This is a genomic window from Devosia riboflavina (assembly GCF_000743575.1).
Taxonomy (GTDB): domain Bacteria; phylum Pseudomonadota; class Alphaproteobacteria; order Rhizobiales; family Devosiaceae; genus Devosia; species Devosia riboflavina.
Map to the genome: position 1 here is coordinate 164,747 of NZ_JQGC01000004.1, position 24,710 is coordinate 189,456.

At 62.0% G+C, this 24,710-nt stretch carries 21 protein-coding genes; 8 read left to right on the forward strand and 13 right to left on the reverse strand.

Annotated features, from left to right (window positions below):
• Nucleotides 1-31: 31 nt before the first annotated feature.
• Nucleotides 32-1,507 (forward strand): diguanylate cyclase domain-containing protein, encoded by a 1,476-nt coding sequence (locus JP75_RS06195; protein ID WP_035080569.1) that lies wholly within the window; start codon nucleotides 32-34, stop codon nucleotides 1,505-1,507.
• On the opposite strand, the gene JP75_RS26445 is transcribed toward JP75_RS06195, so the two are convergent.
• Entirely contained in the window at nucleotides 1,504-1,665 is a 162-nt protein-coding gene (locus JP75_RS26445; RefSeq protein WP_160194645.1) for a hypothetical protein, read from the reverse strand. The genes JP75_RS06195 and JP75_RS26445 overlap by 4 nt on opposite strands.
• 123 nt (nucleotides 1,666-1,788) lie before the next feature.
• On the opposite strand from JP75_RS26445, the gene ade reads away from it, so the two are divergent.
• The 4 genes from ade to JP75_RS06215 are packed head-to-tail and all read left to right on the forward strand — an operon-like array spanning nucleotide 1,789 to nucleotide 6,358.
• Nucleotides 1,789-3,498, forward strand: a complete 1,710-nt coding sequence (gene ade / locus JP75_RS06200) for an adenine deaminase (protein ID WP_035080570.1) — start codon at nucleotides 1,789-1,791, stop codon at nucleotides 3,496-3,498.
• A gap of 3 nt (nucleotides 3,499-3,501) precedes the next feature.
• The gene (locus tag JP75_RS06205) at nucleotides 3,502-5,127 is read left to right on the forward strand and encodes a CocE/NonD family hydrolase (RefSeq protein WP_035080571.1); all 1,626 of its coding nucleotides are present in this window, start codon (nucleotides 3,502-3,504) and stop codon (nucleotides 5,125-5,127) included.
• Nucleotides 5,128-5,185: 58 nt separating this feature from the next.
• A complete protein-coding gene (locus JP75_RS06210; RefSeq protein WP_152565745.1) occupies nucleotides 5,186-5,947 on the forward strand; it encodes a HugZ family pyridoxamine 5'-phosphate oxidase in 762 nt (253 codons plus the stop codon).
• A 57-nt stretch (nucleotides 5,948-6,004) separates the two neighbouring features.
• Nucleotides 6,005-6,358 carry a DUF6693 family protein gene (locus JP75_RS06215; RefSeq protein ID WP_035080573.1) on the forward strand — a complete coding sequence of 118 codons (354 nt, stop codon included), beginning with the start codon at nucleotides 6,005-6,007 and terminating at the stop codon, nucleotides 6,356-6,358.
• A gap of 44 nt (nucleotides 6,359-6,402) precedes the next feature.
• Here JP75_RS06215 and JP75_RS06220 read toward each other — a convergent pair whose 3' ends face one another.
• From JP75_RS06220 to uraH, 11 genes are all read right to left on the reverse strand, one after another.
• Nucleotides 6,403-8,565, reverse strand: a complete 2,163-nt coding sequence (locus tag JP75_RS06220) for a malate synthase G (RefSeq protein ID WP_035080574.1) — start codon at nucleotides 8,563-8,565, stop codon at nucleotides 6,403-6,405.
• A gap of 57 nt (nucleotides 8,566-8,622) precedes the next feature.
• On the reverse strand, nucleotides 8,623-9,924 hold the full coding sequence (gene guaD / locus JP75_RS06225; protein WP_035080688.1) for a guanine deaminase: 1,302 nt from the start codon (nucleotides 9,922-9,924) through the stop codon (nucleotides 8,623-8,625).
• Nucleotides 9,921-11,147 (reverse strand): urate hydroxylase PuuD, encoded by a 1,227-nt coding sequence (locus JP75_RS06230; RefSeq protein ID WP_035080576.1) that lies wholly within the window; start codon nucleotides 11,145-11,147, stop codon nucleotides 9,921-9,923. Before JP75_RS06230 ends, guaD begins: the two co-directional genes overlap by 4 nt.
• A 71-nt stretch (nucleotides 11,148-11,218) precedes the next feature.
• On the reverse strand, nucleotides 11,219-12,304 hold the full coding sequence (locus JP75_RS06235; RefSeq protein ID WP_035080578.1) for a BMP family ABC transporter substrate-binding protein: 1,086 nt from the start codon (nucleotides 12,302-12,304) through the stop codon (nucleotides 11,219-11,221).
• A 55-nt stretch (nucleotides 12,305-12,359) separates the two neighbouring features.
• Nucleotides 12,360-13,280 carry an ABC transporter permease gene (locus JP75_RS06240; RefSeq protein ID WP_035080580.1) on the reverse strand — a complete coding sequence of 307 codons (921 nt, stop codon included), beginning with the start codon at nucleotides 13,278-13,280 and terminating at the stop codon, nucleotides 12,360-12,362.
• Nucleotides 13,280-14,365, reverse strand: coding sequence for an ABC transporter permease (locus tag JP75_RS06245; RefSeq protein ID WP_035080584.1), 1,086 nt, complete (start codon nucleotides 14,363-14,365; stop codon nucleotides 13,280-13,282). Before JP75_RS06245 ends, JP75_RS06240 begins: the two co-directional genes overlap by 1 nt.
• Nucleotides 14,362-15,879: an ABC transporter ATP-binding protein gene (locus JP75_RS06250; protein WP_035080586.1), complete on the reverse strand. Its 1,518-nt coding sequence runs from the start codon at nucleotides 15,877-15,879 to the stop codon at nucleotides 14,362-14,364. The genes JP75_RS06245 and JP75_RS06250 overlap by 4 nt, the downstream gene beginning before the upstream one ends.
• Nucleotide 15,880: 1 nt before the next feature.
• On the reverse strand, nucleotides 15,881-16,741 hold the full coding sequence (xdhC, locus tag JP75_RS06255) for a xanthine dehydrogenase accessory protein XdhC (protein WP_084587512.1): 861 nt from the start codon (nucleotides 16,739-16,741) through the stop codon (nucleotides 15,881-15,883).
• 133 nt (nucleotides 16,742-16,874) lie between these two features.
• Nucleotides 16,875-19,205 (reverse strand): xanthine dehydrogenase molybdopterin binding subunit, encoded by a 2,331-nt coding sequence (xdhB, locus tag JP75_RS06260; RefSeq protein ID WP_035080588.1) that lies wholly within the window; start codon nucleotides 19,203-19,205, stop codon nucleotides 16,875-16,877.
• Nucleotides 19,205-20,671 (reverse strand): xanthine dehydrogenase small subunit, encoded by a 1,467-nt coding sequence (xdhA, locus tag JP75_RS06265; RefSeq protein ID WP_035080589.1) that lies wholly within the window; start codon nucleotides 20,669-20,671, stop codon nucleotides 19,205-19,207. The genes xdhB and xdhA overlap by 1 nt, the downstream gene beginning before the upstream one ends.
• A 3-nt stretch (nucleotides 20,672-20,674) precedes the next feature.
• The gene (gene uraH, locus JP75_RS06270) at nucleotides 20,675-21,028 is read right to left on the reverse strand and encodes a hydroxyisourate hydrolase (RefSeq protein ID WP_035080590.1); all 354 of its coding nucleotides are present in this window, start codon (nucleotides 21,026-21,028) and stop codon (nucleotides 20,675-20,677) included.
• 155 nt (nucleotides 21,029-21,183) lie between these two features.
• Here uraH and JP75_RS06275 point away from each other — a divergent pair, with 155 nt between their 5' ends.
• Both JP75_RS06275 and puuE read left to right on the forward strand, forming a co-directional pair.
• A complete protein-coding gene (locus JP75_RS06275) occupies nucleotides 21,184-22,167 on the forward strand; it encodes a LysR family transcriptional regulator (protein ID WP_051960421.1) in 984 nt (327 codons plus the stop codon).
• Between the two features lie 58 nt (nucleotides 22,168-22,225).
• The gene (gene puuE / locus JP75_RS06280; RefSeq protein WP_035080591.1) at nucleotides 22,226-23,644 is read left to right on the forward strand and encodes an allantoinase PuuE; all 1,419 of its coding nucleotides are present in this window, start codon (nucleotides 22,226-22,228) and stop codon (nucleotides 23,642-23,644) included.
• Between the two features lie 141 nt (nucleotides 23,645-23,785).
• Here the strand turns inward: puuE and JP75_RS06285 are convergent, their stop codons facing one another.
• The gene (locus tag JP75_RS06285; protein WP_051960422.1) at nucleotides 23,786-24,274 is read right to left on the reverse strand and encodes an SRPBCC family protein; all 489 of its coding nucleotides are present in this window, start codon (nucleotides 24,272-24,274) and stop codon (nucleotides 23,786-23,788) included.
• Nucleotides 24,275-24,325: 51 nt separating this feature from the next.
• Between JP75_RS06285 and JP75_RS06290 the strand changes: the two genes are divergently transcribed.
• A complete protein-coding gene (locus tag JP75_RS06290; protein WP_035080593.1) occupies nucleotides 24,326-24,655 on the forward strand; it encodes an ArsR/SmtB family transcription factor in 330 nt (109 codons plus the stop codon).
• The last annotated feature ends 55 nt before the right edge of the window (nucleotides 24,656-24,710 follow it).

Here is a 24,710-nt window from a genome sequence, read left to right on the forward strand (position 1 = left end):
CCAAAAGTTCTCGCACATTCTGGGGGCGACAATGCAGTTGCGGGACACAACGCATTTCACGACCCGGTTCCTCCTGCCCATCGTGGTGGTGACCGGCATTACGATTCTGGCGCTGGCCGGCTTTCTCGCCTGGTCGGCCCAACGCATCGACGCCGATGCCCTCGCCCGCGAAAAGCTGCTGCTCGAACGGGCGCTGCAGGAACAGAAATCACAGATGTACATCGCCCAGGAAGAGCTGGCGGTGTGGGACGAAGCAGTCACGGCCCTCGATACCGGCGACGTGCAATGGCTCGTCGACAATCTCGGCGTCTATGCCTTCGATTTCTACGGCCACAATCGCAGCTTCGTCCTTGATAGTGCCCTCAAACCCATTGTGGCCGTCAGCGATGGCGGTCAGGTGCCCGCCAAATCCTCCGCCGACGCCATCGAAAAGCTCGCGCCTTTCTTCGCGCATTTGCGTAGCCTCGACGCCCAGGCTGCCATCTCCGCCTACAATGCCGGCGTATCGGACACGCTCCCGCAAGCCATCGATTTCACGCTGTTCGAGGGCCAGCCCGCCCTCGTCGCGGTGACGCCGGTACTTTCCTATAGCGGCGAGAACGCTCCAACCGTTGGCAAGGAAGGTTTTTACATCTCGGTAGGTCTCCTCGGAGACGAACTCGCCACCTATTTCGGCGACCAATACCGCATCGACCAGCCCATTTTCCTCGATGCCAAACCGCAAACCGACGCGTCGCTGCCAATCCTCAATGCCCAAGGCCAGACTCTTGCCTGGCTCACCTGGCAGCCGGAGCACCCCGGCGCCCGCCTCGTAGGCGCGGCCATGCCGGCGCTCCTGGCGGCTCTAGTCATCGGCATCATCATTGTCGGCCTGCTGCTACGCAGCCTTCGCAGTGCCCTCTTCCAGCTTCAGGCCGAGCGGGAAGAAGCCCACCACCGCGCCCAGCACGATCCGCTCACCGGGCTCGGCAACCGCGCCCTGTTCCGGGGGCGCCTCGGCGAGCTTTTGCAGCACACGCCCGAATGCAGTCCTCGCTTTGCAGTGCTGGAACTCGATCTCGACAAGTTCAAGCAAGTGAACGACACGCTGGGCCATCAAGCGGGCGACGAAATGCTTGTCGAAGTCGGCACGCGCATCAAATCCCTGCTGCGACCGGAAGACACCCTCATCCGTCTTGGTGGCGACGAATTCGCCATCATCCAGCCGAATATTGCGGATCACCGGGAGCCCCAAGCCCTAGCCCAAGCCATCATCGACGCGCTGACACAGCCGGTAAGCCTCGCTGCAGGCACTGCCACGATCGGCGTGAGCATCGGTATCGCCACGGCCCCAGACATGGCGCGAAGCGAGGCGGACTTGATACGATTTGCAGACGATGCGCTCTACCGCGCCAAGAATGGCGGTCGCAACCGCTATTGTCTCTATAGCGCCGCCCCCGCCAACGAACCGGCACGGGTCGACACACAACTGCGCGATGCCTTCGCCGCCCGGCGCGCCAGCGCCTAGTTGGACGGCGCCGGCATGGCGATGCTGTAGATGATGTAAATGACCACGAAGGCAATCACGATGCCGATCAGCGACATGGCCAGCACGCGCGAATTCATTTTGCGCGAATTGGCCTGACGCACCTCGGTCGTATTCTTGTGCGGATCGTAGGTTTCCATAGCGCTCTCCCGAAAACTCCCAAGATTTCAACGCTTGCGGGTCGGCAGGGTTCCGTAGCAGGGGCTTGACGCGGCGGACGGAGCGACCGACCTTTCGGCATGTTCAGCCCAGAGTCCGTAGCTATGACCACCCCTGCCCTCCTCACCCGCATGATCATGGCCGGACAGGGCAAGGAACCAGCCGATCTCGTCATCCGCAATGTGGGCATGCTCGACGTCATCACCGGCACGGTGACCGTGACCGACATCGCCATCGTCGCCGACCGCATCGTCGGCACTCACGCCCGCTATGAGGGCAAGACCGAGATCGACGGCACCGGCCGTTTCGCCGTCCCCGGCTTCATCGACACCCATCTCCACATCGAATCCTCCCTCGTAACCCCGCTCGAATTCGACCGCTGCGTGCTGCCCCACGGCGTGACCACGGTGCTTTGCGACCCCCACGAGATCGCCAATGTCCTCGGCGCCGAAGGCATCCGCTACTTCCTCGATAGCGCCGAGCGCACCATTATGGACGTGCGCGTCAATCTATCCTCCTGCGTGCCTGCCACCCCCTTCGAAACCGCCGGGGCCCAGCTCGAAGTCGACGACTTGCTGCCCTTCCGCAAACATCCAAAAGTGCTGGGCCTTGCGGAAATGATGAACTTTCCGGGCGTCCTCAACGCCGATCCCGGCATTCTCGCAAAACTGGTCGCCTTCCAGGACAGCCATATCGACGGCCACGCCCCGCTCCTCCTCGGCCAGGGCCTCAATGGCTATCTCGCCGCCGGCATCCGCACCGATCACGAAGCCACCAGCGCAGCCGAAGCCCGAGAAAAGCTCGCCAAGGGCATGGCCATCCTCATCCGCGAAGGCTCGGTCTCCAAGGATTTGCAGGCCCTTGCCGAAATACTCGACGAAAACACCTCAGCCTTCGTCGCTCTCTGCACCGATGACCGCAATCCCCTCGACATTGCCGAGGAAGGCCACCTCGACAGCTCCATTCGCCGTCTCATCGCCATGGGCCGCCCGCTGCACCACGTCTACCGCGCCGCCGGCCACTCGGCCGCCCGCATCTTTGGCCTGAAAGACCGCGGCCTCCTCGGCCCCGGCTGGCGCGCCGATATCGCCATCGTCGACAGCCTCGAAGATTGCCGCGTGTCCGACGTCATCGCTGCCGGTCGCATCGTTACGCCGGAACTATTCGAAACCCGCGGCACCGTCGCCCCTGTCGGCCTCACCTCCGTGAAGGCCAAACCCGTCACGGCCGAAGCCTTCATCACCGAGCCCAAACCCGGCCAGAACCGCGTCCCGGTCATCGGCGTAAAGCCCGGCCTGATCCTGACCTTCCGCGAGGAAGCCAGCCTCGCCTCGACCGAAAGCGGTCTCCAGCCCGACCTCACTGCCGACGTCATAAAAGTCGCCGTCATCGAGCGCCACGGTAAGAACGGCAATATCGGCCGCTCCTTCGTTACCGGCTTCGGCCTCAAGCGCGGCGCCATCGCCTCCTCAGTCGGCCACGACAGCCATAACATCACCGTCGTCGGCGCCACCGACGAAGACATGGCCGCCGCCGTCAACCGCCTGATCGAACTGGGCGGCGGTTTCGTCACCGCCGATGGTGGCAAGGTCACGGCCGAACTAGCCTTGCCCATCGCCGGCCTCATGAGCCTCAAAAGCTTCGAAGAAGTCGCCCACGACCTCCACCACCTGCGCGACGCCGCCAAGGCTCTCGATTGCGTCCTGCCCGAACCCTTCCTGCAGGTCGCCTTCCTCGCCTTGCCCGTCATCCCGCATCTGAAAATGACCGACCGGGGTCTCTTCGACGTCGACAAATTCGATTTCGTGAGCTGACCGATGAGCCTGTCTTCGCTCTATCTCGCCTGGGTCGAAGACCTGCCGCCACGGCTGAATGGCGTGAAGAAGACGCGCGGACTGTCCCTCGTCATGAACGACGGCGTCATCCTCAAGACCGACCACTACGCCCCGCGCGCCGATGGTCCCCATCCAACCATCCTCATGCGCCTCCCCTATGGCCGACGGGGTTTCAGCGCCATTTGCGAAGCCTATGCCGAGCGCGGCTTCCATGTCGTCATCCAGGCCTGCCGCGGCACCGAGCGCTCGGGCGGTGAGTTTGACCCCTTCGCCAATGAGCGCGCCGATGGCCTGGCCACGCTCAAATGGATCAAGGATCAAGACTGGTTCGATGGCCGCATCGGCCTCACCGGCCCCAGCTATCTCGGCTATGCCCAATGGGCCATCTCCGACGCTCTGCCTCCGGTCGCTGCCATGGCCACCAAGGTCACGACTTCGAACTTCCGCCCCGTGGTCTTCCCCTCCGGTGCCTTCCACCTCAATCTCTGGCTGAGCTGGGTCCAGGTCATCGAAGGCCTGCGCAGCCGACCCTTGGCCACTGCCGCCCGCATGTTCTCCGGCGACATCGAACGCCGCACCGACCGCGCCGCCGCAGTGCTGCCGCTGATCGAGGCCGACAAAATCGCCGTAGGCCACAAGATCGGCTTCTGGCGCCACTGGTTCAATCACGCCATCGGCAATGACGATTTTTGGAAAGAGATCGACCACAGCCACCGTCTGTCCAAAACCACGCCGCCGGTGCACTTCATCTCCGGCTGGTACGATTTCATGCTCGACCCGCTCCTCGCCGACTATCAGCGCCTCGTCGAGCTTGGCCACCAGCCTTTTCTCACCATCGGCACCTGGTTTCACATCGCCGAGGAATTGCAGCGCGACAACCTGCGCGAAACCCTGATCTGGATGCGCGCCAAACTTCTGGGCGACACCGCGGGCCTCCGCAAAAACCCGGTCCGCATCCATGTATCCGGCGAGAACGAATGGCACGAGTTCGACCGCTACCCGCCCGGCCCGCCCTCGCCGCTGAACCTCAACCTCGGCGCCAACAAGCAATTGCTGGAAAACAGCGGCAGCACCGGCAGTGACCAATACCGCTACGATCCCAACGAGCCGACACCCAATCTCGGCGGCGCCATCTTCGCCTTCACCGGCGCCGGCGCCCAGGACAATTCCCCGCTCGAAACCCGCCCGGATGTCCTCACCTATACCGGCCCCGTGCTCCTAAAACCGCTGACCATTATCGGCCAGTGCCAGGTCCGCCTGCACGCCCGCGCCAGCCTACCTCACGCCGACTTCTTCGTCCGCCTCTCAGATGTCGACCCCAATGGCCTCTCGACCAATATCTGCGATGGTCTTCTTCGCGTAACGCCCGAAACCAAAGCCGAAGCCGATGGCAGTTGGGCTCTCACCTTCCCCCTTCACGCCACCGCCCATAGCTTCCGCGCCGGCCACCGCCTGCGCCTCCTCATTGCCTCGGGCGCCCACCCCCGCTACGCGCGCAATCCCGGCACCGGCGAGCCCATCAGCACCGCCACCACGCTCCTCGCCAACGACATCGAGATTTTCCACGAGGGTACCGGCATCACCCTGCCGATCCACGAACTAATCTGACATTGACGATCAGCATTTAATCCCTTAGTGCCGCTGCAGCATTTGAGGGAGCCCCATGATGGCGGAAGAAAAGTCCGTATTGCAGCCGACCAGCGACGAAGCCCGCCGCCTCGCCAAAACCCTGCTCCGTTCCGCCCGCTACGGCGCGCTCGCGACGCTCGATCCGCAGACCGGTGCTCCCCAAGTCACCCGCGTTGGCGTCTCGACCGATTTCGACGGCGCCCCGGTCCTCTTGATCTCCGGCCTCGCCGCCCATTTCCCCGCCCTTAAGGCCGATGGCCGCTGCTCGCTGCTGCTCGGCGAAACCGGCAAGGGCGATCCCCTCGCCCATCCGCGCATTTCCATCGCAGCGGAAGCCAAAATCCTCGAACGCGACGATCCCGATAGCCAGCGCATCGCCGCCCGCTATCTCGCCCACCAGCCCAAGGCAAAGCTCTATGCCGAATTAGGCGATTTCCGCTTCGTTCGCCTCGAACCGCGCTCAGCCAGCCTCAATGGCGGCTTCGGCAAGGCCTTCGCCCTCACCGCCGAAGACCTGCTCTCCAACGGCGACCCGGCCCTCGCCGCCGCCGAAGGCAATGCCGTCGAGCACATGAACGAAGATCATTTCGAGGCCGTCGACCTCTATGCCCGCCACTACGCCAAGGCACCGAGCGGCAAGTGGGTCCTCACCGGCATCGACGCTGAAGGCATCGACATCGCCCATGGCGACGACGTCAGGCGCATCTTCTTCGAAAAGCCGATCACCGTCCCGCAGGACATGCACATGGTGCTGGTCCAGATGGCCCGCGCCGCCCGCGTTGCCTTCATGGAAGTCTGACCTAGCCAACCAGACAAGGCCAAACTAGATTTGCCCCGCTATATAGGGGGGCAAATCATGTCATCGTTTGGAACTTCGGGCGTACCGGCAAAATTCCGGTGCGACTTCGGACTTGTCGAAACCATCGGCCAAGTCATCATCTGGGTGCTACTGACAATAGTCACGCTCGGCCTGGCCCTGCTGGTCTTTCCCTATTACTTCAACAAGGCCGTGCTCAACCGCACCGAGGTCCTAGACGCCAGCGGCCGGGCCATTGGCAAACTCGACTGCCAGTTCAATCTGGGATCGTCTATCGGCCACGCGATCATCTGGTTCCTGCTGATCATCGTGACCCTCGGCATTGCCGCATTCTTCTACGCGTACAGAATTCTCCGCGTCCTGCTGAACGACACGCGCATCGTCTACTATTGATCCCAATAAAAACCCCCGCTTCTGCGGGGATTTTTGTAATTGACCTACTTCGCGTCGCGCGCCTTCACCTTGCGGCGCGCGGCATGCAGGATCGGCTCGGTATAGCCGCTCGGCTGATCCGCACCCTTGAGCGCCAGATCCAGCGCCGCCTGAAACGCCACCGACTGATAGTTTTCAGCCATCGGCCGATAGATCGGATCGCCTTCGTTCTGTTGGTCGACGATGACGGCCATGCGTTCGAAGGTGGACGTCACCTCGTCGCGGCTCACAAGACCATGGCGCAGCCAATTGGCCACGGCCTGCGAGGAGATGCGGCAGGTGGCGCGGTCTTCCATCAACCCGACATTGTTGATGTCGGGCACCTTGGAACAGCCCACCCCCTGCTGCACCCAGCGCACCACATAGCCCAGAATGCCCTGCGCATTGTTCTCGAGTTCGCGGGTGATCTCCTCGCGGCTCAACGAATAAGGCGCCTGTACCGGCATGGAGAACAGGTCCGACAGCCCCGGCACCGCTTGATTGTGGCGGCGCGTCTGCGCTTCGAACACATCGACCTGATGATAGTGCAGCGCATGGAGCGTCGCGGCGGTCGGCGACGGTACCCAGGCGGTGTTGGCACCGGCATTCGGATGGCCGATCTTGGCGTCGAGCATCGCTGCCATATCATCCGGCCGCGCCCACATGCCCTTGCCGATCTGCGCCTTGCCCGAGAACCCGCAGGCAAGCCCGATCAGGACGTTGCGGTCTTCATAGGAAGAAATCCAGCGCTCGGACTTGATCTCGTCCTTGCGCAGCACGGCGCCGGCTTCCATCGAAGTATGGATTTCGTCGCCAGTGCGGTCGAGGAAGCCGGTATTGATGAAGAACACGCGTGCCCGCGCCTCATAGATCGCAGCCTTGAGATTGGCCGAGGTGCGACGCTCCTCGTCCATGATGCCGATCTTGATCGTGTTCGGCTTGAGCCCCAGGAAGCTTTCCACCGACGCGAAGATGGCGCAGGCAAAGGCGACTTCTTCCGGCCCGTGCATCTTGGGCTTCACGACATAGATCGAGCCCGTGCGCGAATTATCGCCCTTGTCGTGCAGCGCGCAAAGCGCCGTCACGGCAGCGTCCATCAGCCCCTCGCCCACCGGCTTGCCATCGAGCAGCACCGCGTCGGTCGTCATCAGGTGCCCCACATTGCGCACCAGCAGAAGCGAACGCCCCTTCAGCACCAGAGGCTGGCCGTTCACATCCTTATAGGTGCGATCCGCCTTGAGGCGACGCGTAACGGTCTTGCCGCCCTTTTCAAACGTGTCTTCCAGCGTGCCGTTATTGAGGCCGAGCCAATTGCGGTAGACGCCGACCTTGTCCTCCGCATCCACGGCCGCAACCGAGTCTTCGCAGTCCTGAATGGTCGTCAGCGCCGACTCGACGATGACATCGGAGAGGCCGGCCTTGTGCGTCGAGCCAATTGGGCTCTTGAAGTCGATGGCGAGAATGACGTGGAGGCCATTGTGGCGCAAAACGAGTTCCGCGCTTTCCTGGCTGCCAGCATAGCCGACAAAGGCCGAGGGGTCGCGGAGACCGGTGCGACCAGCCGCCGTCTCGACCTCAAAGAAGCGCGTCTCGCCATCCTTGACCACGTGATAGCCCGTAACGTCGGCATGGCTGCCGGTCGCCAGCGGAAAGCTCGAATCGAGGAACTGCGCCGCACGCGCCACCACGGCAGCGCCGCGGGCCGCATTGAACCCCGTGCCCGGCGCCAGCTCGCCATCGCGCGAAATGGCATCGGTGCCATAAAGCGCGTCATAAAGGCTGCCCCAGCGGGCATTGGCCGCGTTCAGCGCGTAACGGGCATTGGAAACCGGCACCACCAATTGCGGACCACAAATGCTGGAAATTTCCGGATCGAGATTCTCGGTCTCAATTGTGAAATCAGCAGGTTCGTCAACGAGATAGCCGATATCCCTGAGGAAGAATTCATAGCCCTGCGGGTTATTGGTCACCGGACCATATTTGTGATGCCATTCGTCGATCTGGCTCTGCAGGTCGTCGCGCCGGGCGAGCAGCCGTGCATTGGTCGAAACGTGTTCACGCAGCAGGTTCGCAAAGCCGTCCCAGAACTGATCAGCAGAAATGGCGAGGCCCTTGAGCGCTTCTTTTTCTACGAAATCCACCAGCAGAGGGTGCAGGGAAAGGCCGGATTTCGTCAGATAAGTGCTCATGCCGGGGGGTCCTAACGATAACAGTTTGGCGACAGCTTTAGGCCATCGCGGCCTGCCTCACAACCCGCCTAAAGTTGACTTCGCCCTTGCGCCAGCAACATAGACCTCCGAGATGGCGCGGTCGTCGCCAAGCGTCTGCAAAAGGAACAGCTCCTCGACCAGCGTCTCGACCGTCGCCATGCGCATCCGCATGGTCGGGGTCGCCCGCGCATCGAGCACGACAAGGTCCGCGGCCCGCCCCGGCGCCACGCTGCCAATCGTATCGGCCAGCCCCAGCGCCTCGGCATTGCCCCGCGTCGCGAGATGGAACGAAGCCAGCGGATTGAAGCGCTGGCCACGCAATTGCAGCACCTTAAAGGCCTCGTCCATCGTCTTGAGCATGGAAAAGCTCGTGCCCGCGCCGATATCGGTCGCAAGCCCGATCCGCACCCCGTGCTTCACCATCCGGTCCCTATCGAACAGCCCCGAACCGAGGAAGAGGTTCGACGTCGGACAAAACACCGCCACCGCCCCGGCATTGGCAATCGCCGCCGTCTCGCGGTGGTTGAGGTGGATCGAATGGCCCAGCAGCGTCCGCTCGGTGAGCAGCCCATAGCGCTCGTAGATGCCCGTATAATCAGGCGCATCCGGATAAAGCTCCATGGAATAGGTGATCTCGGCGTCGTTTTCGCTCAGATGCGTCTGCACATGGCAGTCCCCGTGCTCAGCCACCAGCGCCTGTGCCATCTCCATCTGCTCCGGCGTCGAGGTAATGGCAAAGCGCGGCGAGATGGCGTAGAGCCCCCTGCCCCTTTTGTGCCAGCGGGCAATCAGCGCCTTGGTGTCGTCATAGCTCGATTGCGCCGTATCCAGCAGGTCTTCCGGCGCATTGCGATCCATCATCACCTTGCCGCCGACCATCAGCATATTGCGCCGCTGCGCCTCGGCAAAGAAGGCGTCCACCGAACGCGGATGGCTCGAGCAATAGGCGACAGCCGTCGTCGTCCCATGCCGGATCAGCGCATCATAGAAATCGACGGCAACGGCATTGGCATGCCCCTGCTGCGAAAACTTCTGCTCTTCAACGAAAGTGTAGGTATTGAGCCATTCGAGCAGCGATCCGGCATAGGAAGCCATCATCTGGCTCTGCACATAGTGCAGGTGCATGTCGATGAAGCCAGCCATGATCAGGTTCGGCCGATGGTCGATGACGACAGCATCTGCCCTGCCCACCGCGGCGAAATCACCGACAGCGGTAATGAGCCCATCCTCGATGCTGACCGCGCCGTCCTTAAGATAGAGATAACTCTCGCTATCCTCGATACTTTCCGGCGCGCGCGAAAAACTCAGCACGCGACCGCGCAGGATGGTGCGGCTCATGAGCGCGAACCCTCGCGGAACCACTCGACGAGAAGCGCCCGCTCCTCCGCCGTCATTTCAGTGACATTGCCCGGCGGCATGGCATGGGCATAGCCCGCCTGCATGGCGATATCCTTGGCGTGGTTGGCAATCGCCACATCATTGTCGAGGATGACATTCTTCGGCGCTTCAAACACACCAGGCCAAGCTGGCTCCGCCGTGTGGCACATAGCGCAACGCGTCTGCACGGTCAGGCTTGCCGAAGCAAAATGCTCCGTCGCCATAAATCGCTCGCCGGTCGCGCTGGCCAGCGTCTCGGTATCAAGCCCCGGCAGCTTCGGCGCCGTCGACAGCCAGGCAATAACGATGAAGAGGATGACCGCCACGCCCCAGGTCCAGTGCGGATTGCCCTTCCGCGCGTGGCGCGTGTTGAAATAGTGCCGGATGACCACGCCAACGAGGAAGATCAGCGAGGCAATGATCCAGTTCCACTGCGTGGCAAAAGCCAGCGGATAGTGGGACGAGAGCATGAAGAAAATGACAGGCAGCGTCAGGTAGTTGTTATGCAGCGAGCGCTGCTTGGCGATTTTTCCGTACTTGGCATCGGGCACCTTGCCCACCTTGAGATCGCCCACCACAATCTTCTGGTTGGGAATGATGATCATGGCCACGTTCGCCGCCATGATGGTCGCGGTAAAAGCGCCCATATGCAGCATGGCCGCGCGGCCGGTGAAGAGCTGCGTATAACCCCAGCTCGCCGCCACCAGAATGGCGAACAGCACCAGCATCAGCCCGGTTGTCGATTGTCCAATCGGCGACTTGCAGAGCGCGTCATAGAGCACCCAGCCCAAGACGATCGACCCGATCGAAAGCAGGATAGCGCCCCAGCTCGGAATATCGAGCACATTGCGATCAACGAGATAAATGTCGGCACCAACATAATAGATCAGCGCCAGCAGCATCGCGCCACTCATCCAGGTCCAGTAGCTCTCCCACTTGAACCAGGTCAGGTGCTCGGGAAGAAATTCCGGCGCCACCAGATATTTGTTGATGTGATAAAAGCCTCCACCATGCACCTGCCATTCCTCGCCATGGGCGAGCGGCGGCAGGCTCGGCGTCTTGCGCAGCCCAAGATCGAGCGCGATGAAATAGAAGGACGACCCGATCCAGGCGATGGCGGTAATCACGTGCAGCCAGCGCACGGCGAACATCAGCCACTCATAGAAAATTGCCAGATCGCCCATCGCCCCGTCCTCTCAGTCGTGAAAAGGGGCGGGCGTGAGCCCGCCCCCAAATGTCGGTATCCCAACCGCAATCAAGCGGGCGGAATAACGCCTTCGACATACCAGTCCATGCTGAGCAGCTCGGCATCGGTCATGGTGACGCCGGCGGCAACGCGTTCGGTGCCGGTGTGGTCATTGATCGGGCCGGTGAAGATGTGAACTGAACCGTCGATCTGGCCGGTGCGCATGGCTTCTGCAGCGGTGACAACATCGGCGGGCACCTTGGAGTGATACGGACCCATCTGGACCACGTCTTCCTTGAGGCCTTCCCAGGTGTCGCCGGGAGCCCAAGTGCCTTCGAGCACAGCCTTGGCCGAAGCCAGGTAGTGCGGACCCCAGTGGTCGATGATGGCGGTGAGCTGGGTATCCGGAGCAAAGGCCGACATGTCGGCGCCCTGACCAAAACCACCCACGATGCCGCGGTCGGCGGCAACCTGCAGGGCGGCCGGGCCATCGGTGTGCTGGGCAATGATGTCGATGCCCTGGTCGATCATGGCGCGGGCAGCGTCAGCTTCCTTGGCCGGGTCGTTCCAGGTCGAGATATAGACCGGAGTGATGGTGAATTCGGGATTTACCTGACGCGCGGCGAGCACGAAGGAATTGATGCCCATCACCACTTCCGGGATCGGGAAGGAGCCGATATAGCCGGCCTTGGCGGTCTGGGACATGTGACCGGCGATCACGCCGCAAACGGCGCGACCTTCATAGAAGCGGGCATTGTAGAGGCCCACATTGTCGGCCTTCATGTAGCCGGTAGCATGTTCGAAGGCGACATCCGGGAATTCCGGCGCGACCTTGATCACCGAGTCACCAAAACCGAAGCTGGTCGCAAAGATCAGCTTGCAGCCCTGCTGGGCCAGTTCGCGCACGACGCGTTCGCAGTCCGGACCTTCCGGCACGTTTTCGACGAACACGGTTTCAACCGCATCGCCAAGGTTCTCCTCCACATAGAGGCGGCCCTGATTGTGCGCGTAGTTATAGCCGTTGTCGTTGATCGAGCCGACATAGATGAAGCCGATCTTGAGCTTCTCGGCCTGGCCGAAAGCGGTGCCGCCGAGCAGCGGCAAGGTCATGGCAGCGCCACCGACCTTGATAAATCCACGACGTGACAGAGTCATTTTTGTTTCTCCTGACTGACGTTCCGATTGCATGAGGCGGTCGTTGCGCGCCGCCTCAATTGCTGGGCATGAACGGCTTGCCGAGGCAGGCCGGAGCATTGGTAGACGCATCGCGCCGGAGCGAAATCAGCACCAACACGACGATCGTTGCGATATAGGGCAGAGCCGCCCAGAGTTCGGACGGAATGGCCGAAAGCGGGCCACCGCCGGCCTTGGCGTAAAGCTCCATGGTCATCACGAGACCAAAGAGATAGGCGCCGCCGAGCAGGCGGAATGGCCGCCACGAGGCAAAGACGACGAGCGCCACGGCGATCCAGCCGCGGCCCGCCGTCATGCCCTCGGCCCATTGCGGCGTCAGCGTCAGCGGGAAACACGCCCCGGCAATGCCGGCCATGGCGCCACCAAACATCACGGCGAAATAGCGCACCTTGACCACCGAATAACCGATCGAATGCGCCGAGAGGTCGTTCTCGCCCACCGCCCGCAGGATCAGTCCTGCACGCGTCCTCTTGAGGAAGAACCAGATGGCAAAGACCATGAAAATGGCAAAGTAGGCCGGGAACGAATAGCCAAAGATCACCCGCAACACCGGATGTGCCGCCAGCTCGGGAAAGATGGGCGACATAAGCGTCACCGGCCGCGCCGAATAGGAGGCCCCCGCCAGCGCCGAAAACCCCGTACCAAAAATGGTGAGCGCCAAGCCTGTTGCCGTCTGATTTGCCGAAAGCGAGAGCGTTAGGAACCCAAAGATCAGCGACGCCGCCATGCCAGCCGCCGCGCCGCAGATTAGCGCCAGATAGTGATTGCCGGTGTGAAACTGCACCACGAAGCCAGCAATGGCCCCAAGCAGCATCATGCCTTCGACGCCGAGATTGAGCACGCCCGAGCGCTCGACAACCAGTTCGCCCAGGGCTGCGATGAGAATGGGGGTCGAAGCGCCGACGACAGTAACGAGAATTGCGATCGTCAGGTCCATCACGCCGCTCCCACACTGGCTTCGGGGCTGACACGGCGAATGCGATAGCGCACCAGAATATCGCCAGCGAGCAGCAGGAACAGCATCATCGCCTGGAAAATGCCCGTTGCCTCATCCGGCAATCCGATCGTGGTCTGCGCCACCTGCCCGCCCACAAACGTAATGGCAAGCACGACACCTGCAACAATCACGCCCAGCGGATTAAGCCGTCCGAGGAAAGCGACGATAATCGCGGTAAACCCATAATTGGTGGGAAAGCCCGGAACCATGCGCTGGAATGGGCCCGCCACCTCCAGCATGCCGGCAAGCCCTGCAAGCCCGCCGCTGACCAGCATGGCCAGCCAGATCGTCCTGGTCTCGGAAAAGCCGCCATAACGCGCCGCATGCGGCGCCGCACCCACCACGCGCATACGATAGCCGAAAACGGTCTTGCTCATCACGAACCAGGCGATCAAAGCCACGATCACCGCAATCGGCACCCCCAGATGCACGATCGTGCCGGGAATGATGTTGGGCAGCCGCGCCGCCTCTGAGAACAGGCGCGATTGCGGGAAGCCGATACCCATCGGGTCCTTCCACGGTCCGCGGATGAGATAATAGATCAACTGCACCGACGCATAGGTCAGCATCAGGCTCGTGAGGATTTCATTGACGTTGAGCCGCGTCTTCAGAAACGCGGGAATGGACGCATAGGCCATGCCCGCCGCCATGCCGGCAATCGCCATCACCGGCAGGATCCACCAGCCGCTCATACCCCAGGTCATCAGCGCCACACCGGTCGCCGCCAGCGCACCGATAATGTACTGGCCCTCGGCACCGATATTCCAGACATTGGCGCGATAGGCGACCGAGAGGCCGGTGCCGATGATGATCAGCGGCGCCGCCTTGATGCCAAGGTCCTGCCATTTGTAGGGATTGGTCAGCGGCGTCAGGAAGATTTCCTGCACCGCCCGCAGGCCATTGTAGCCAATGGCCGAAAACAGCAGACAGCCGAGGATCATAGTCAGCACCACGGCCGCGACCGGCGTACCATAGAGCATGAGCTTGGAGGGTTCAGGACGCTTTTCGAGCCGGTAGCGCATCATGCGGTCTCCATCGAACCGTGTACGCCGCCCATCAGCAGCCCAATTTCTTCCACGCTAAAATCCTTCACCGGCCGGGCCGCGCTGAGGCGTCCCATATTGATGACCGCCAGCGTATCGCAAAGCGCCCGCAGCTCGTCGAGGTCCTGGCTGATGACGACGATAGCCGAACCCGCTGCCGCCAGATCCACCAGCGCCTGGTGAATGGCCGCCGCAGCGCCCGCATCGACACCCCAGGTCGGCTGGCTCACCACCAGCACGCTCGGCTTTTGCAGGATTTCCCGGCCCATGATGTATTTCTGCAGGTTCCCGCCGGACAGAGAACCCGCCGTCGACGCCGGCCCCAGCGCCTTCACCGCAAAATCGGCAATCACCTTGCCCGTATACGTCTTTGCCGCGCCCGAATTGATCAGGCCCATCATCACCATGCCGAGCCGATCGCGCGCCGTCAGCACCGAATTGTCGGAGAGTGTAAAATCCCCCACGGCAGCGTGGCCATTGCGCTCTTCCGGCACGGCGCAAAGCCCCTGCCGACGCCGCTCAGTCGTGTTCATCAACCCGATGCCATGCCCATCGATGGTGATGGCCTCGCGATCATCCCCAATCAGCTCGCCCGAAAGAGCATCGAGCAGCGCATTCTGCCCATTGCCCGCCACCCCGGCGACACCCAGGATTTCGCCGGCGCGCACGGTAAAGCTGACATTGTCGACCGGCACATCGAAATGCCCCGTCTTGCCCGTGCTCAGACGATTGACCACCAGCTTGGGCTGCCCAAACGCCCTTCCCTCGGCCCTGACGATGTCCTTCAGCCCCGTGCCGATCATCTTCTCGGCCATGGAGCGGCTCGTCTCCTCTTTGGGATCGCAGGTATCCACCAGCTTGCCACCCCGCAAAATGGTCGCCGTATCGCACAAGGCTTTGATTTCATGCAGCTTGTGCGAAATGTAGAGGATCGAACAGCCCTCGGCGGCCAGCTTGCGCAGCACCGTAAAAAGCTGCTCCACTTCCTGCGGCGTCAGCACCGAAGTAGGCTCGTCCATGATGAGCAATTGCGGATTGAGCAGCAAAGCGCGCACGATCTCGATGCGCTGCCGCTCCCCCACCGATAGCGTCGCCACGGTCCGATGCGGATCAAGCGCCAGGCCATAGGTTTCCATGACTTCGCGAATGCGGCTTTCGAGCTCGCGCGATGGGATCTTGGCATCCATCCCGAGCGCGATATTCTCAAGCACGGTCAGCGCTTCAAACAGCGAGAAATGCTGGAACACCATGCCGATGCCGAGTTTTCGCGCGGCCTTTGGATTGGCCACCACAACTGGCTCGCCATTCCAGCGGATTTCGCCGGCATCGGGCTGCATGATGCCGTAGATCATCTTGACGAGGGTGGATTTGCCGGCGCCGTTTTCGCCGAGAAGCGCGTGGATTTCGCCGGGTTTTACCACAAATGACACATGGTCATTGGCCAGAACGCCGGGGAATTGCTTGGTAATGCCGGTCAGTTCGAGCCGATTGGGCATATCAGAATCCACTCGCCACCCCCTGTTTTCCGGGGGTGAGCTTCTGCCCGTTCGATACTTCCCGTCCCCCAATCTGGACCATAACTTCAGCCGCCGCTAGTACCGCAATAACAGATGGTCGTTTATCCCCAAGCCCTTGCGCGCCAATAGGTAACACCAGCCGCTGCAAAAGCGCCCTGTCGCCGCCCTGCTCCACGAACCAACTGGCAAACTTGGCCCGCTTCGTCTTTGAGCCAACCATACCGACATACGGACTGTCGAGCCGGTTAAGCGCTTCGGCCGCAATCAGAAAATCGAGCGCATGATCATGCGTCATGATCACGAAGGCACTGCCCTTCGGCGCCGACCGCACCACCGCCTCGGGCATGGCGACACGCCGATGCGCAATCCCCGGCGGCAATTGGTCGAGTTCGTCCTGCCGCGTATCGATGACTTCCATCCGCACCGGCAGCAGCGCCAGCATCTGCGCCAGCACCCGCCCCACATGCCCAGCGCCAAACACATAGACCTGCGGCGTCGAGGCAATCTCGACCTCCAGCCGCGCGGCATAGTCCCGGCGAATGACGGCATCCGCATAGCGCAGCTCGACCTTCACCCGCCCGCCGCAGCATTGCCCGATCTCCGGCCCAAGCGGCACATCCATAGCCTCTTCGGCCCGCCCCTCGGCAATCAGCCGCCGCGCATGGTCGATGACCATATATTCGAGCGCGCCGCCCCCAATGGTTCCGAAAATCGCCCCCAGCGCCACCAGCATGAACGTCCCCTCCTCACGCGGCGAGGAGCCACGGACAGACGTCAGTTCGCAGGCGATGACATCGGAATTGGCGGTAAGGAAGGTTTCGAGGGTTGCGGAGGTGGTCATGAATACCCCCACCCTTGATCCCTCCCCACGAGGGGGAGGGAGACGATGGAACCGAGACGGTTGAGGCTTGCGCCTCCCTCCCCCCTGTGGGGAGGGATTGAGGGTGGGGGTGCAATGAAAGCAACCACCGTTCTCACCCCCGCATCTCCTTCTTCAGCCGCTCGACGCCCATCAGCACCCGCTCCGGCGTCACCGGCATATCGAGCTGCGGCGCGATCGCGTAATCCGCCACACTCGCCACCGCCATGCCCAGCGCTTCGGGCACGCTCATCGCCAACATAAACGGCGGCTCGCCCACAGCCTTCGAACGCCCGATCGTCGGCTCACTGTTCACCGACCACTCGGCCAGCCTCACATTGAAAACCGGCGGCACATCACTCGCGAGCGGGATTTTATACGTCGAAGGCGCATGCGTCCGCAGTTGCCCCTTGGCATCCCAGACCAGTTCCTCCGTCGTCAGCCACCCCATGCCCTGCACAAAGGCGCCTTCCACCTGGCCAAGATCGATCGCCGGGTTCAGCGACTTGCCCACATCGTGCAGAATATCTACGCGATCGACCGTGTACTCGCCCGTCAGCGTATCAATGGTCACCTCGCTCACCGAAGCACCATAGGCAAAATAGTAGAACGGATGCCCCTGGCCCGTAGCGCGGTTCCAGTGAATCTTGGGGGTCTTATAAAAGCCCGCCGCCGAAAGCTGCACGCGGTTCATATAGGCCGAGGCTGCCAGTTCAGCGAAACCAACGAATTTCGATCCCGCCTGAATGCCCCCCTGCACCCACTCGCAGGCGCTTTCTTCCACCTGATGCAGCTTGGCCGCATGCGCAACCAACCGCTCCTTGATCTGCCGGCAAGCATCATAAGCCGCCATGCCATTGAGATCGGAGCCTGACGATGCCGCCGTCGCCGAGGTATTGGGCACCTTCCCCGTCGAGGTCGCCATGATCTTGACCGTGTCGAGGTTCACCCCGAACGCATCGGCCACCACCTGCGCCACCTTGATATAGAGCCCCTGCCCCATCTCGGTGCCGCCATGCGAAAGATGGATCGAGCCATCCTTGTAGACGTGCACCAGCGCGCCCGCCTGATTGTACCAGGTCGCCGTGAACGAGATGCCGAACTTCACCGGCGTCAGCGAAATCCCCTTCTTGAGGATTTTGCTCGTCTTGTTGAACGCGACAATCGCCTTGCGCCGCGCCTGATAATCCGACGACGCCTCCAGCTCATCCACCACGCGATGGATGATATTGTCCTCCACCACCTGATGATACGGCGTCACATTGTCGGTATCGGTGCCGTAAAAATTAGCCTTGCGAATATCGAGCGGATCCTTGCCCAGCGCATAGGCAATGTCCTCGATCCAGCGCTCAGCCCCCACCATGCCCTGGGGCCCGCCAAAGCCACGAAAGGCCGTATTGGACACGGTATTGGTATAAAGCGGCTCCGACCGCGCCCGCACAGCGGGATACCAATAGGCATTGTCGCAGTGGAACAGCGCCCGGTCCGTCACCGGCCCTGAAAGATCAGCCGAAAACCCGCCCCGCGCCGCATAGACCGCATCCACCGCATGGATCTTGCCGGTCTCGTCATAGCCGACATCATAATCGACCACGAAATCGTGCCGCTTGCCCGTCGCGCTCATATCGTCGTCGCGGTCCGGCCTGATCTTGCAGGCCCGGTTCCACTTCTTGGCCGCCAGCGCCGCCACCACGGCAAAGAGATTGCCCTGCGTTTCCTTGCCGCCAAAGCCGCCGCCCATGCGACGCACATTGACCGTCACCGCATTCTGCCGGATGCCCAGCGCATGCGCGACGATCAACTGCACCTCGGTCGGGTGCTGGGTCGAGGAATTGACGATGACGTCCTCGTCCTCCCCGGGGACGGCGAGGGCTATCTGCCCCTCAAGATAAAAATGGTCCTGCCCGCCAATGGTGATTGCGCCCTTGGCCCGGTGCGGCGCTCCGGCCAAACCGGCCTTCACATCTCCTCGCTCCAGTTTCAGCGGCGGTGTCACCAGCTTGCCGCCGGCCGCCTGGGCCGAACGCACATCGGTAAAGTAGGAAAGGTCTTTGTACTCGACCTTCGCCAGATGCGTCGCCCGTCGCGCCTCGTCGCGCGTCTCGGCCACCACGGCAAACAGCGGCTGCCCCCAGAAATGCGTCACACCCTGCGCAAACAGCGGCTCGTCATGCACATGCGCTGAGCTGATATCGAGTTCGCCCGGCACGTCGTCATTGGTAAGAACACCAATGACGCCCGGCGCCTTCAGAACCTCCGAAAAATCCATGCCGACGATCTCGGCATGCGGCTTGGTCGAAAGCCCCAAATAGGCATGCATAGTGCCCACCGGCTCGGCCATATCGTCGATATATTCGGCCGTACCCGTCACATGCTTGGGCCCGCTATCGTGCCGCGTATTGGTATGCAGCACCGCGAGGTTGATAGGAGATTGATGCTTGTTCATTACGCCACCTCCCTCTTCAGCCGCTCACCCTGCCCCGACGTTTCGAGGAAAAACCGCTTGAGCAGGTTCTGCGCGGTAAGAAGCCGATATTCCGCCGAAGCGCGCATATCGCTGATCGGCTGATAATCCACCTCAAAAGCGGCCAGCGCAGCCTCCACCGTCTCCATCGTCCACGGTTTGCCAACCAGCATCGCCTCGACCGCCTTGGCTCGCTTCGGCGTCGCCGCCATGCCGCCAAAGGCAATCCGCGCCATCCCGACCGTGCCGGCATCGTTGACGAAAATCCGGAAGGCCCCACACAGGGCCGAAATATCCTCCTCGCGCCGCTTGGAAATCTTGTAGGTCGCAAACTTCTCGCCCGCCGGCAGCAACGGCAACGTCACGCTCTCGATGAACTCGCCCGGCTGGCGATCCTGCTTGCCATAGGCAACGAAGTAATCTTCCAGCTTGATCTCGCGCCGATGCTCACCCCGGCGCAGACTGAGCTTGGCGCCCAGCGCAATGAACGGCGGCGGCGTATCGCCAATCGGCGACCCATTGGCGATGTTCCCACCCATGGTTCCCATATTGCGGATTTGCTCACCGGCAATGCGGTTCCACAGCTCCCCAAGCTGCGGGAAATTCGCCGAAATAACCGGCAGCGCTTCCGAATATGAAACACCCGCATAAAAGCGCACTTCGCTGGCGTTCTCGGCGATGCGCTTCAATTCCTGCAAATGGCCGATAAAGATCACCGGCCCGATATTGCGCATGAACTTCGTCACCCACAGCCCGACATCGGTCGAACCCGCCACGATCCGCGCATTAGGATTGGCTTCATACACGGCAGCAAAATCATCAAGGCTCGCCGGCACGATGATCTGCTTGTCGCCCTCGCCGATAACAACGCGGCGCCCATCGTTGAACGCCTTAATCTTCTCCTTCACAGCAATGCGCTCGGCCCAAAGCACATCGCCCTGCGGCTGCCCATAACTCCCCATGGACTCGCCAGCGCGAATGATCGGCGCATAGCCCGTGCAACGGCAAAGATTCCCCTGCAGCGCTTTCTCGATCGCCGGCCGCGTCGGGCTCGGATTGCGCATCCAAAGCCCATAGAGGCTCATCACAAAACCCGGCGTGCAAAAACCACACTGCGAGCCATGATGATCGACCATCGCCTGCTGCACCGGATGCAGCGCACCATTCTCGCCGCGCAGATGCTCGATGGTCACCACATGCGTGCCATGGAGGCTCCCGACGAACCGGATACAAGCCGTCACGGCATCATAAATGATTTCGTCGCCAAAGAGCCGCCCGACCAGCACGGTGCAAGCCCCGCAATCGCCCTCGGCGCAGCCTTCCTTCGACCCGCGAAGACGCCGCTCCAGACGCAGCCAATCGAGCAGCGTCAAATCGGGCGCGACATCGGTGAGGGTGATTTCTTCGCCATTGAGGAGGAACCGAATGGCGCTCGCAACCTCCACCATGGCTCAACTCCCCCGATAGGTTGAGTAAGCAAAGGGGCTGACCAGCAGCGGCACGTGATAGTGCTTGTCTTCGGAAATCGTGAACCGGATCGGCACCACGTCGAGAAATGGCGTCTCCAGCTCGACCCCGATGCGCTCGAAATACTGCCCGACATGGAAGCGGATTTCGAACTCGCCCTGCTGGAACTGATCGTCCGCCAAGAGCGGCTGATCCACCCGTCCATCCGCGTTCGTATAGCTGTCGCCCAGATGATGCGTGTGGTCGCCATGCACGAAGTGCAGTTCGAGCCGCATGCCGCGCGCCGGCTTGCCCGCCATCGTGTCGAGAACGTGAGTGGTAAGGCGTCCACCGGCCATATGCTGCTCCTCTGCATGCCGCCCGAACGTGGGGCCGTTTCGGTGCAACATGCGCAATTCGTTTCCCCGAAGAGCACCATAGAACCCTGAATCTGCTCTTGATACTCTCAAATTGGAAGCACTATGCTGCCAAAACGGCAACAGCAAGTCCCATCATGACCGACAAGAGCCCAACCGCCGAACGCCCCCGCGAACATGCACTTTCCGCCGGCCTCCTCGCCCGCGTCTTCCACCAGCCCTCGCTGCTCTACTTCAACGCCGTCGCCACCCACCTGTCGATCCGCGAAGCCGCCCGCCGCCTCAACGTCGCCTCCTCCGCCGTGACCCGACAAGTCGCCCAACTGGAAGATGCCCTAGGCATCACGCTCTTCCTCCGCGACAAGCGCCGCATGCGTCTCTCGCCCGCCGGCGAAATCCTCTTCCGCCATTCGCGCCGCCTGACCGCCCCCATGGAAGCCGCCGTTTCCGAGATCGAACTCTTGCGCGGTGTCCGCGCCGGCGTCGTCCGCATCGGCACCGTGGAAAGCGTCGGCCTCTCCTTCCTTCCCCGCCTCATCACTGAATTCGGCAAGCGCTATCCGCGCCTCACCATCGATCTCTCGATCGTCTCCTCCAGCGAAGTCGTCGAACGCCTCGTCGAAGAGCGCGTGGACATCGGCTTCGGCTTCATCGCCAAGCCCCCGCGCCAGGTCGATATCGCCTTCCGCCGCGACGTCCACATCGGCGCCGTCATGGTGCCCGATCACCCCCTGGCCTCGGCGCAAAATCTCACCATGGACCAGTGCCTCGACCACGCGCTCGCCGTGGCCCGCCCGGAAATCTCCATCCGTGAGGTGATCGAACCCTTCCTCCGCCGCTCCGGCTCCATGCTGCCGCCCATGGTCGAGGTCAACTCCATCCGCATGCTGGTCGAACTGGCGCTAGGTGGCCATTACCTCTCGATCATGACGCCCATCGGCGCGCAGAACGAAATCGCCGACGGCCGGCTCATCTTCAAACCCCTCAGCGATAGCGGCCTGCCTACCAATCGCTTCGGCATCCTGGTCCGCGCCGGCACATCGCTCCACTTGGCGCCTGCCATCTTCTTCGATCACGCCAAGGGCTATTTCGAAGAGCTGCAATTGCCTGGCGCCATCTAGCGCAATCACCGGACTTGCGCTTACGTTGACGCAGACTCCTACGACGAATGAGACATCGATGAACCGCTACCCCCGTGACATGCAAGGCTATGGCCGCAATATTCCCAATGCGAACTGGCCCGGCGGTGCCCATGTGGCGGTGCAATTCGTGCTCAATTACGAAGAGGGCGGCGAGAACAATATTCTCCACGGCGACGCGGCCTCCGAAGCCTTCCTCGTCGACGTGCTCGGCGCCGCGCCCTGGCCCGGCCAGCGCCACGCCAATGTGGAGAGCATGTACGAATACGGCGCCCGCGCCGGCTTCTGGCGCCTCCACCGCCTCTTCACCGAAGCCAGTCTCCCCGTCACCATCTACGGCGTCGCCACCGCCCTGATGCGCGCCCCCGAACAGCTCGCCGCCATGCAGGAAGCCGGCTGGGAAATCGCCTCCCACGGCTACAAGTGGGTGCAGCACAAGGACATGTCGCCCGCAGAAGAGCGCGCCCAGATCGCCGAAGCGATCCGCCTCCACACGCTCGCCACCGGCTCCCGCCCCCTCGGCTGGTACACCGGCCGTTCCTCGCTCAACACCGTCGACCTTGTCGCCGAACAAGGCGGTTTCGCTTACATTTCAGATACCTACGACGATGACCTCCCCTATTGGAAAGTCATCCACGGCAAGCCGCAGCTCATCATCCCCTATTCCCTCTCGACCAACGACATGCGCTTCGTCACCGGCCCCGGCTTCGACAATGGCGAGGAATATTTCCAGTTCCTGAAAGACACCTTCGATTGCCTCTACGCCGAAGGCCAGGCCGGCAGCCCCAAGATGATGTCCCTCGGTCTCCACTGCCGCCTCGTCGGCCAGCCGGGCCGTTTCCAGGGCCTGAAAAAGTTCGTGGATTACGTCAGGACTTTTGACAAAGTCTGGGTCCCGACTCGTCTCGAGATCGCCCAGCACTGGGCCGAGCATCACCCCTACAAAGCCCCCGAAGTCATCCCCAGCCAGCTCGACCGCGCCGATTTCGTCACCCGCTACGGCTACATCTTCGAGCATTCCGCCTGGATCGCCGAACGCGCCTGGGACGGCGAACTCGCTCCGGCAAATGACACCGCCGTCGGTCTCCACTTTGCCCTCCGCACCCAATTCCGCGCCGCAACGCCGGAAGAACGCCTCGCCGTCCTCCGTGCCCACCCTGACCTCGCCGGCAAACTCGCCGCCGCCAAGCGCCTCACCGCCGACTCCACCGCCGAACAGGCCTCAGCCGGCCTCGACGCCCTGACCGATGCCGAGCGCGAGCAATTCACAGCGCTCAACACCAACTATGTGCAAAAATTCGGCTTCCCCTTCATCATCGCCGTCCGCGACAACACCAAAACCAGCATTCTCCAAGCCTTCGAGAAGCGCGTCACAAATAGCGCCGAAGAAGAATTCGCCACCGCCTGCGCCCAGGTCGAACGCATAGCCCTGCTGAGGCTCAAGGCACTGCTCCCCTAGCCCCTAGCCCCGACCCAACCCTTCCATCGTCATTGCCGGGCTTGTCCCGGCAATCCATCTCACCTCCGCTGGGGACCACCGGGACAAGCCTGGTGGTGACGACGGAACATAAATTGAGGACGCAAATCCAAAAGCTTACCCCTACTTGTAGAATCCACTCCGCAAGTTGATCCCGTGCTCCACATAAGCCTTCATGGCGCAGAGCATGCCGGTCCAGCCCTCGCAATTGCCATATGACGCCTTCTGCGCCGCAGCATTGTCGCGCCATCCGCCCTCGTGAATAGTCACCAGCGTGCGACCGTCTTCGAGCCCCGCAAAAGTCATCGTCACCGTCGTCTCGTAGTTCCCAGCCTCATCATCGCCGTCCGCCGCTCCCCAGCGCAGCACGATCTTCTCGTCCTGCACCACCTCGACGACATGCACGGGAAACGCGCCGGGAAAATCGTGAAAGTCCCACGTGACGGTCGCGCCGGTTTCCAGCCGCCCCTTCGCCCCACCCGTCGTGAAATAGCCCGATAATTCCTTCGGGTCGGCCACCGCCTCGAACACCTGATGCACCGGCTTGCTGATCCGGCCCGACACCGAAAATTCCGGGCTAGGACGCGGCCCCTTGCTGACCACTGCGCGCATTTTCCACTCCTCTCGCTTGACCCTCGAAAACATATGTTATAAAAATATAACATGTCAACAGACGACGCAGACGACCTCATTTTCAAGGCCCTCAGCCACCGCATCCGCCGGCGCATGCTCGATGCGCTCAAGGCTGGCCCCGCCACGACCGGAACGCTCTGCGCTTACTTCCCCGAGCTCGACCGCTGCACCGTCATGCAACATCTCGGCGTCTTGGAAGAAGCCGGCCTCGTCGTCGCCGAGCGTCGCGGCCGCGAGCGCTGGAACCATCTCGATGCCCTGCCCGTCCACGCCATCCACGAGCGCTGGATCGGCCCCTACGCCGCTTACGCAACCAGCATGCTGAGCCGCCTGAAGCAGGAAATGGAACTCAGCGAATAAATCGGCCCCGAGGCCTTGGCCTGCCGGCCCACATGGCTCTAGTCTCAAGCGGAAT

Bases quoted from the DNA above. Each gene is read 5' to 3' on its own strand.
- JP75_RS06195 (WP_035080569.1), top strand. From the start codon at position 32: ATGCAGTTGCGGGACACAACGCATTTCACGACCCGGTTCCTCCTGCCC.
- JP75_RS26445 (WP_160194645.1), bottom strand. From the start codon at position 1,665: ATGGAAACCTACGATCCGCACAAGAATACGACCGAGGTGCGTCAGGCC.
- ade (WP_035080570.1), top strand. From the start codon at position 1,789: ATGACCACCCCTGCCCTCCTCACCCGCATGATCATGGCCGGACAGGGC.
- JP75_RS06205 (WP_035080571.1), top strand. From the start codon at position 3,502: ATGAGCCTGTCTTCGCTCTATCTCGCCTGGGTCGAAGACCTGCCGCCA.
- JP75_RS06210 (WP_152565745.1), top strand. From the start codon at position 5,186: ATGGCGGAAGAAAAGTCCGTATTGCAGCCGACCAGCGACGAAGCCCGC.
- JP75_RS06215 (WP_035080573.1), top strand. From the start codon at position 6,005: ATGTCATCGTTTGGAACTTCGGGCGTACCGGCAAAATTCCGGTGCGAC.
- JP75_RS06220 (WP_035080574.1), bottom strand. From the start codon at position 8,565: ATGAGCACTTATCTGACGAAATCCGGCCTTTCCCTGCACCCTCTGCTG.
- guaD (WP_035080688.1), bottom strand. From the start codon at position 9,924: ATGAGCCGCACCATCCTGCGCGGTCGCGTGCTGAGTTTTTCGCGCGCG.
- JP75_RS06230 (WP_035080576.1), bottom strand. From the start codon at position 11,147: ATGGGCGATCTGGCAATTTTCTATGAGTGGCTGATGTTCGCCGTGCGC.
- JP75_RS06235 (WP_035080578.1), bottom strand. From the start codon at position 12,304: ATGACTCTGTCACGTCGTGGATTTATCAAGGTCGGTGGCGCTGCCATG.
- JP75_RS06240 (WP_035080580.1), bottom strand. From the start codon at position 13,280: ATGGACCTGACGATCGCAATTCTCGTTACTGTCGTCGGCGCTTCGACC.
- JP75_RS06245 (WP_035080584.1), bottom strand. From the start codon at position 14,365: ATGATGCGCTACCGGCTCGAAAAGCGTCCTGAACCCTCCAAGCTCATG.
- JP75_RS06250 (WP_035080586.1), bottom strand. From the start codon at position 15,879: ATGCCCAATCGGCTCGAACTGACCGGCATTACCAAGCAATTCCCCGGC.
- xdhC (WP_084587512.1), bottom strand. From the start codon at position 16,741: ATGACCACCTCCGCAACCCTCGAAACCTTCCTTACCGCCAATTCCGAT.
- xdhB (WP_035080588.1), bottom strand. From the start codon at position 19,205: ATGAACAAGCATCAATCTCCTATCAACCTCGCGGTGCTGCATACCAAT.
- xdhA (WP_035080589.1), bottom strand. From the start codon at position 20,671: ATGGTGGAGGTTGCGAGCGCCATTCGGTTCCTCCTCAATGGCGAAGAA.
- uraH (WP_035080590.1), bottom strand. From the start codon at position 21,028: ATGGCCGGTGGACGCCTTACCACTCACGTTCTCGACACGATGGCGGGC.
- JP75_RS06275 (WP_051960421.1), top strand. From the start codon at position 21,184: ATGACCGACAAGAGCCCAACCGCCGAACGCCCCCGCGAACATGCACTT.
- puuE (WP_035080591.1), top strand. From the start codon at position 22,226: ATGAACCGCTACCCCCGTGACATGCAAGGCTATGGCCGCAATATTCCC.
- JP75_RS06285 (WP_051960422.1), bottom strand. From the start codon at position 24,274: ATGCGCGCAGTGGTCAGCAAGGGGCCGCGTCCTAGCCCGGAATTTTCG.
- JP75_RS06290 (WP_035080593.1), top strand. From the start codon at position 24,326: ATGTCAACAGACGACGCAGACGACCTCATTTTCAAGGCCCTCAGCCAC.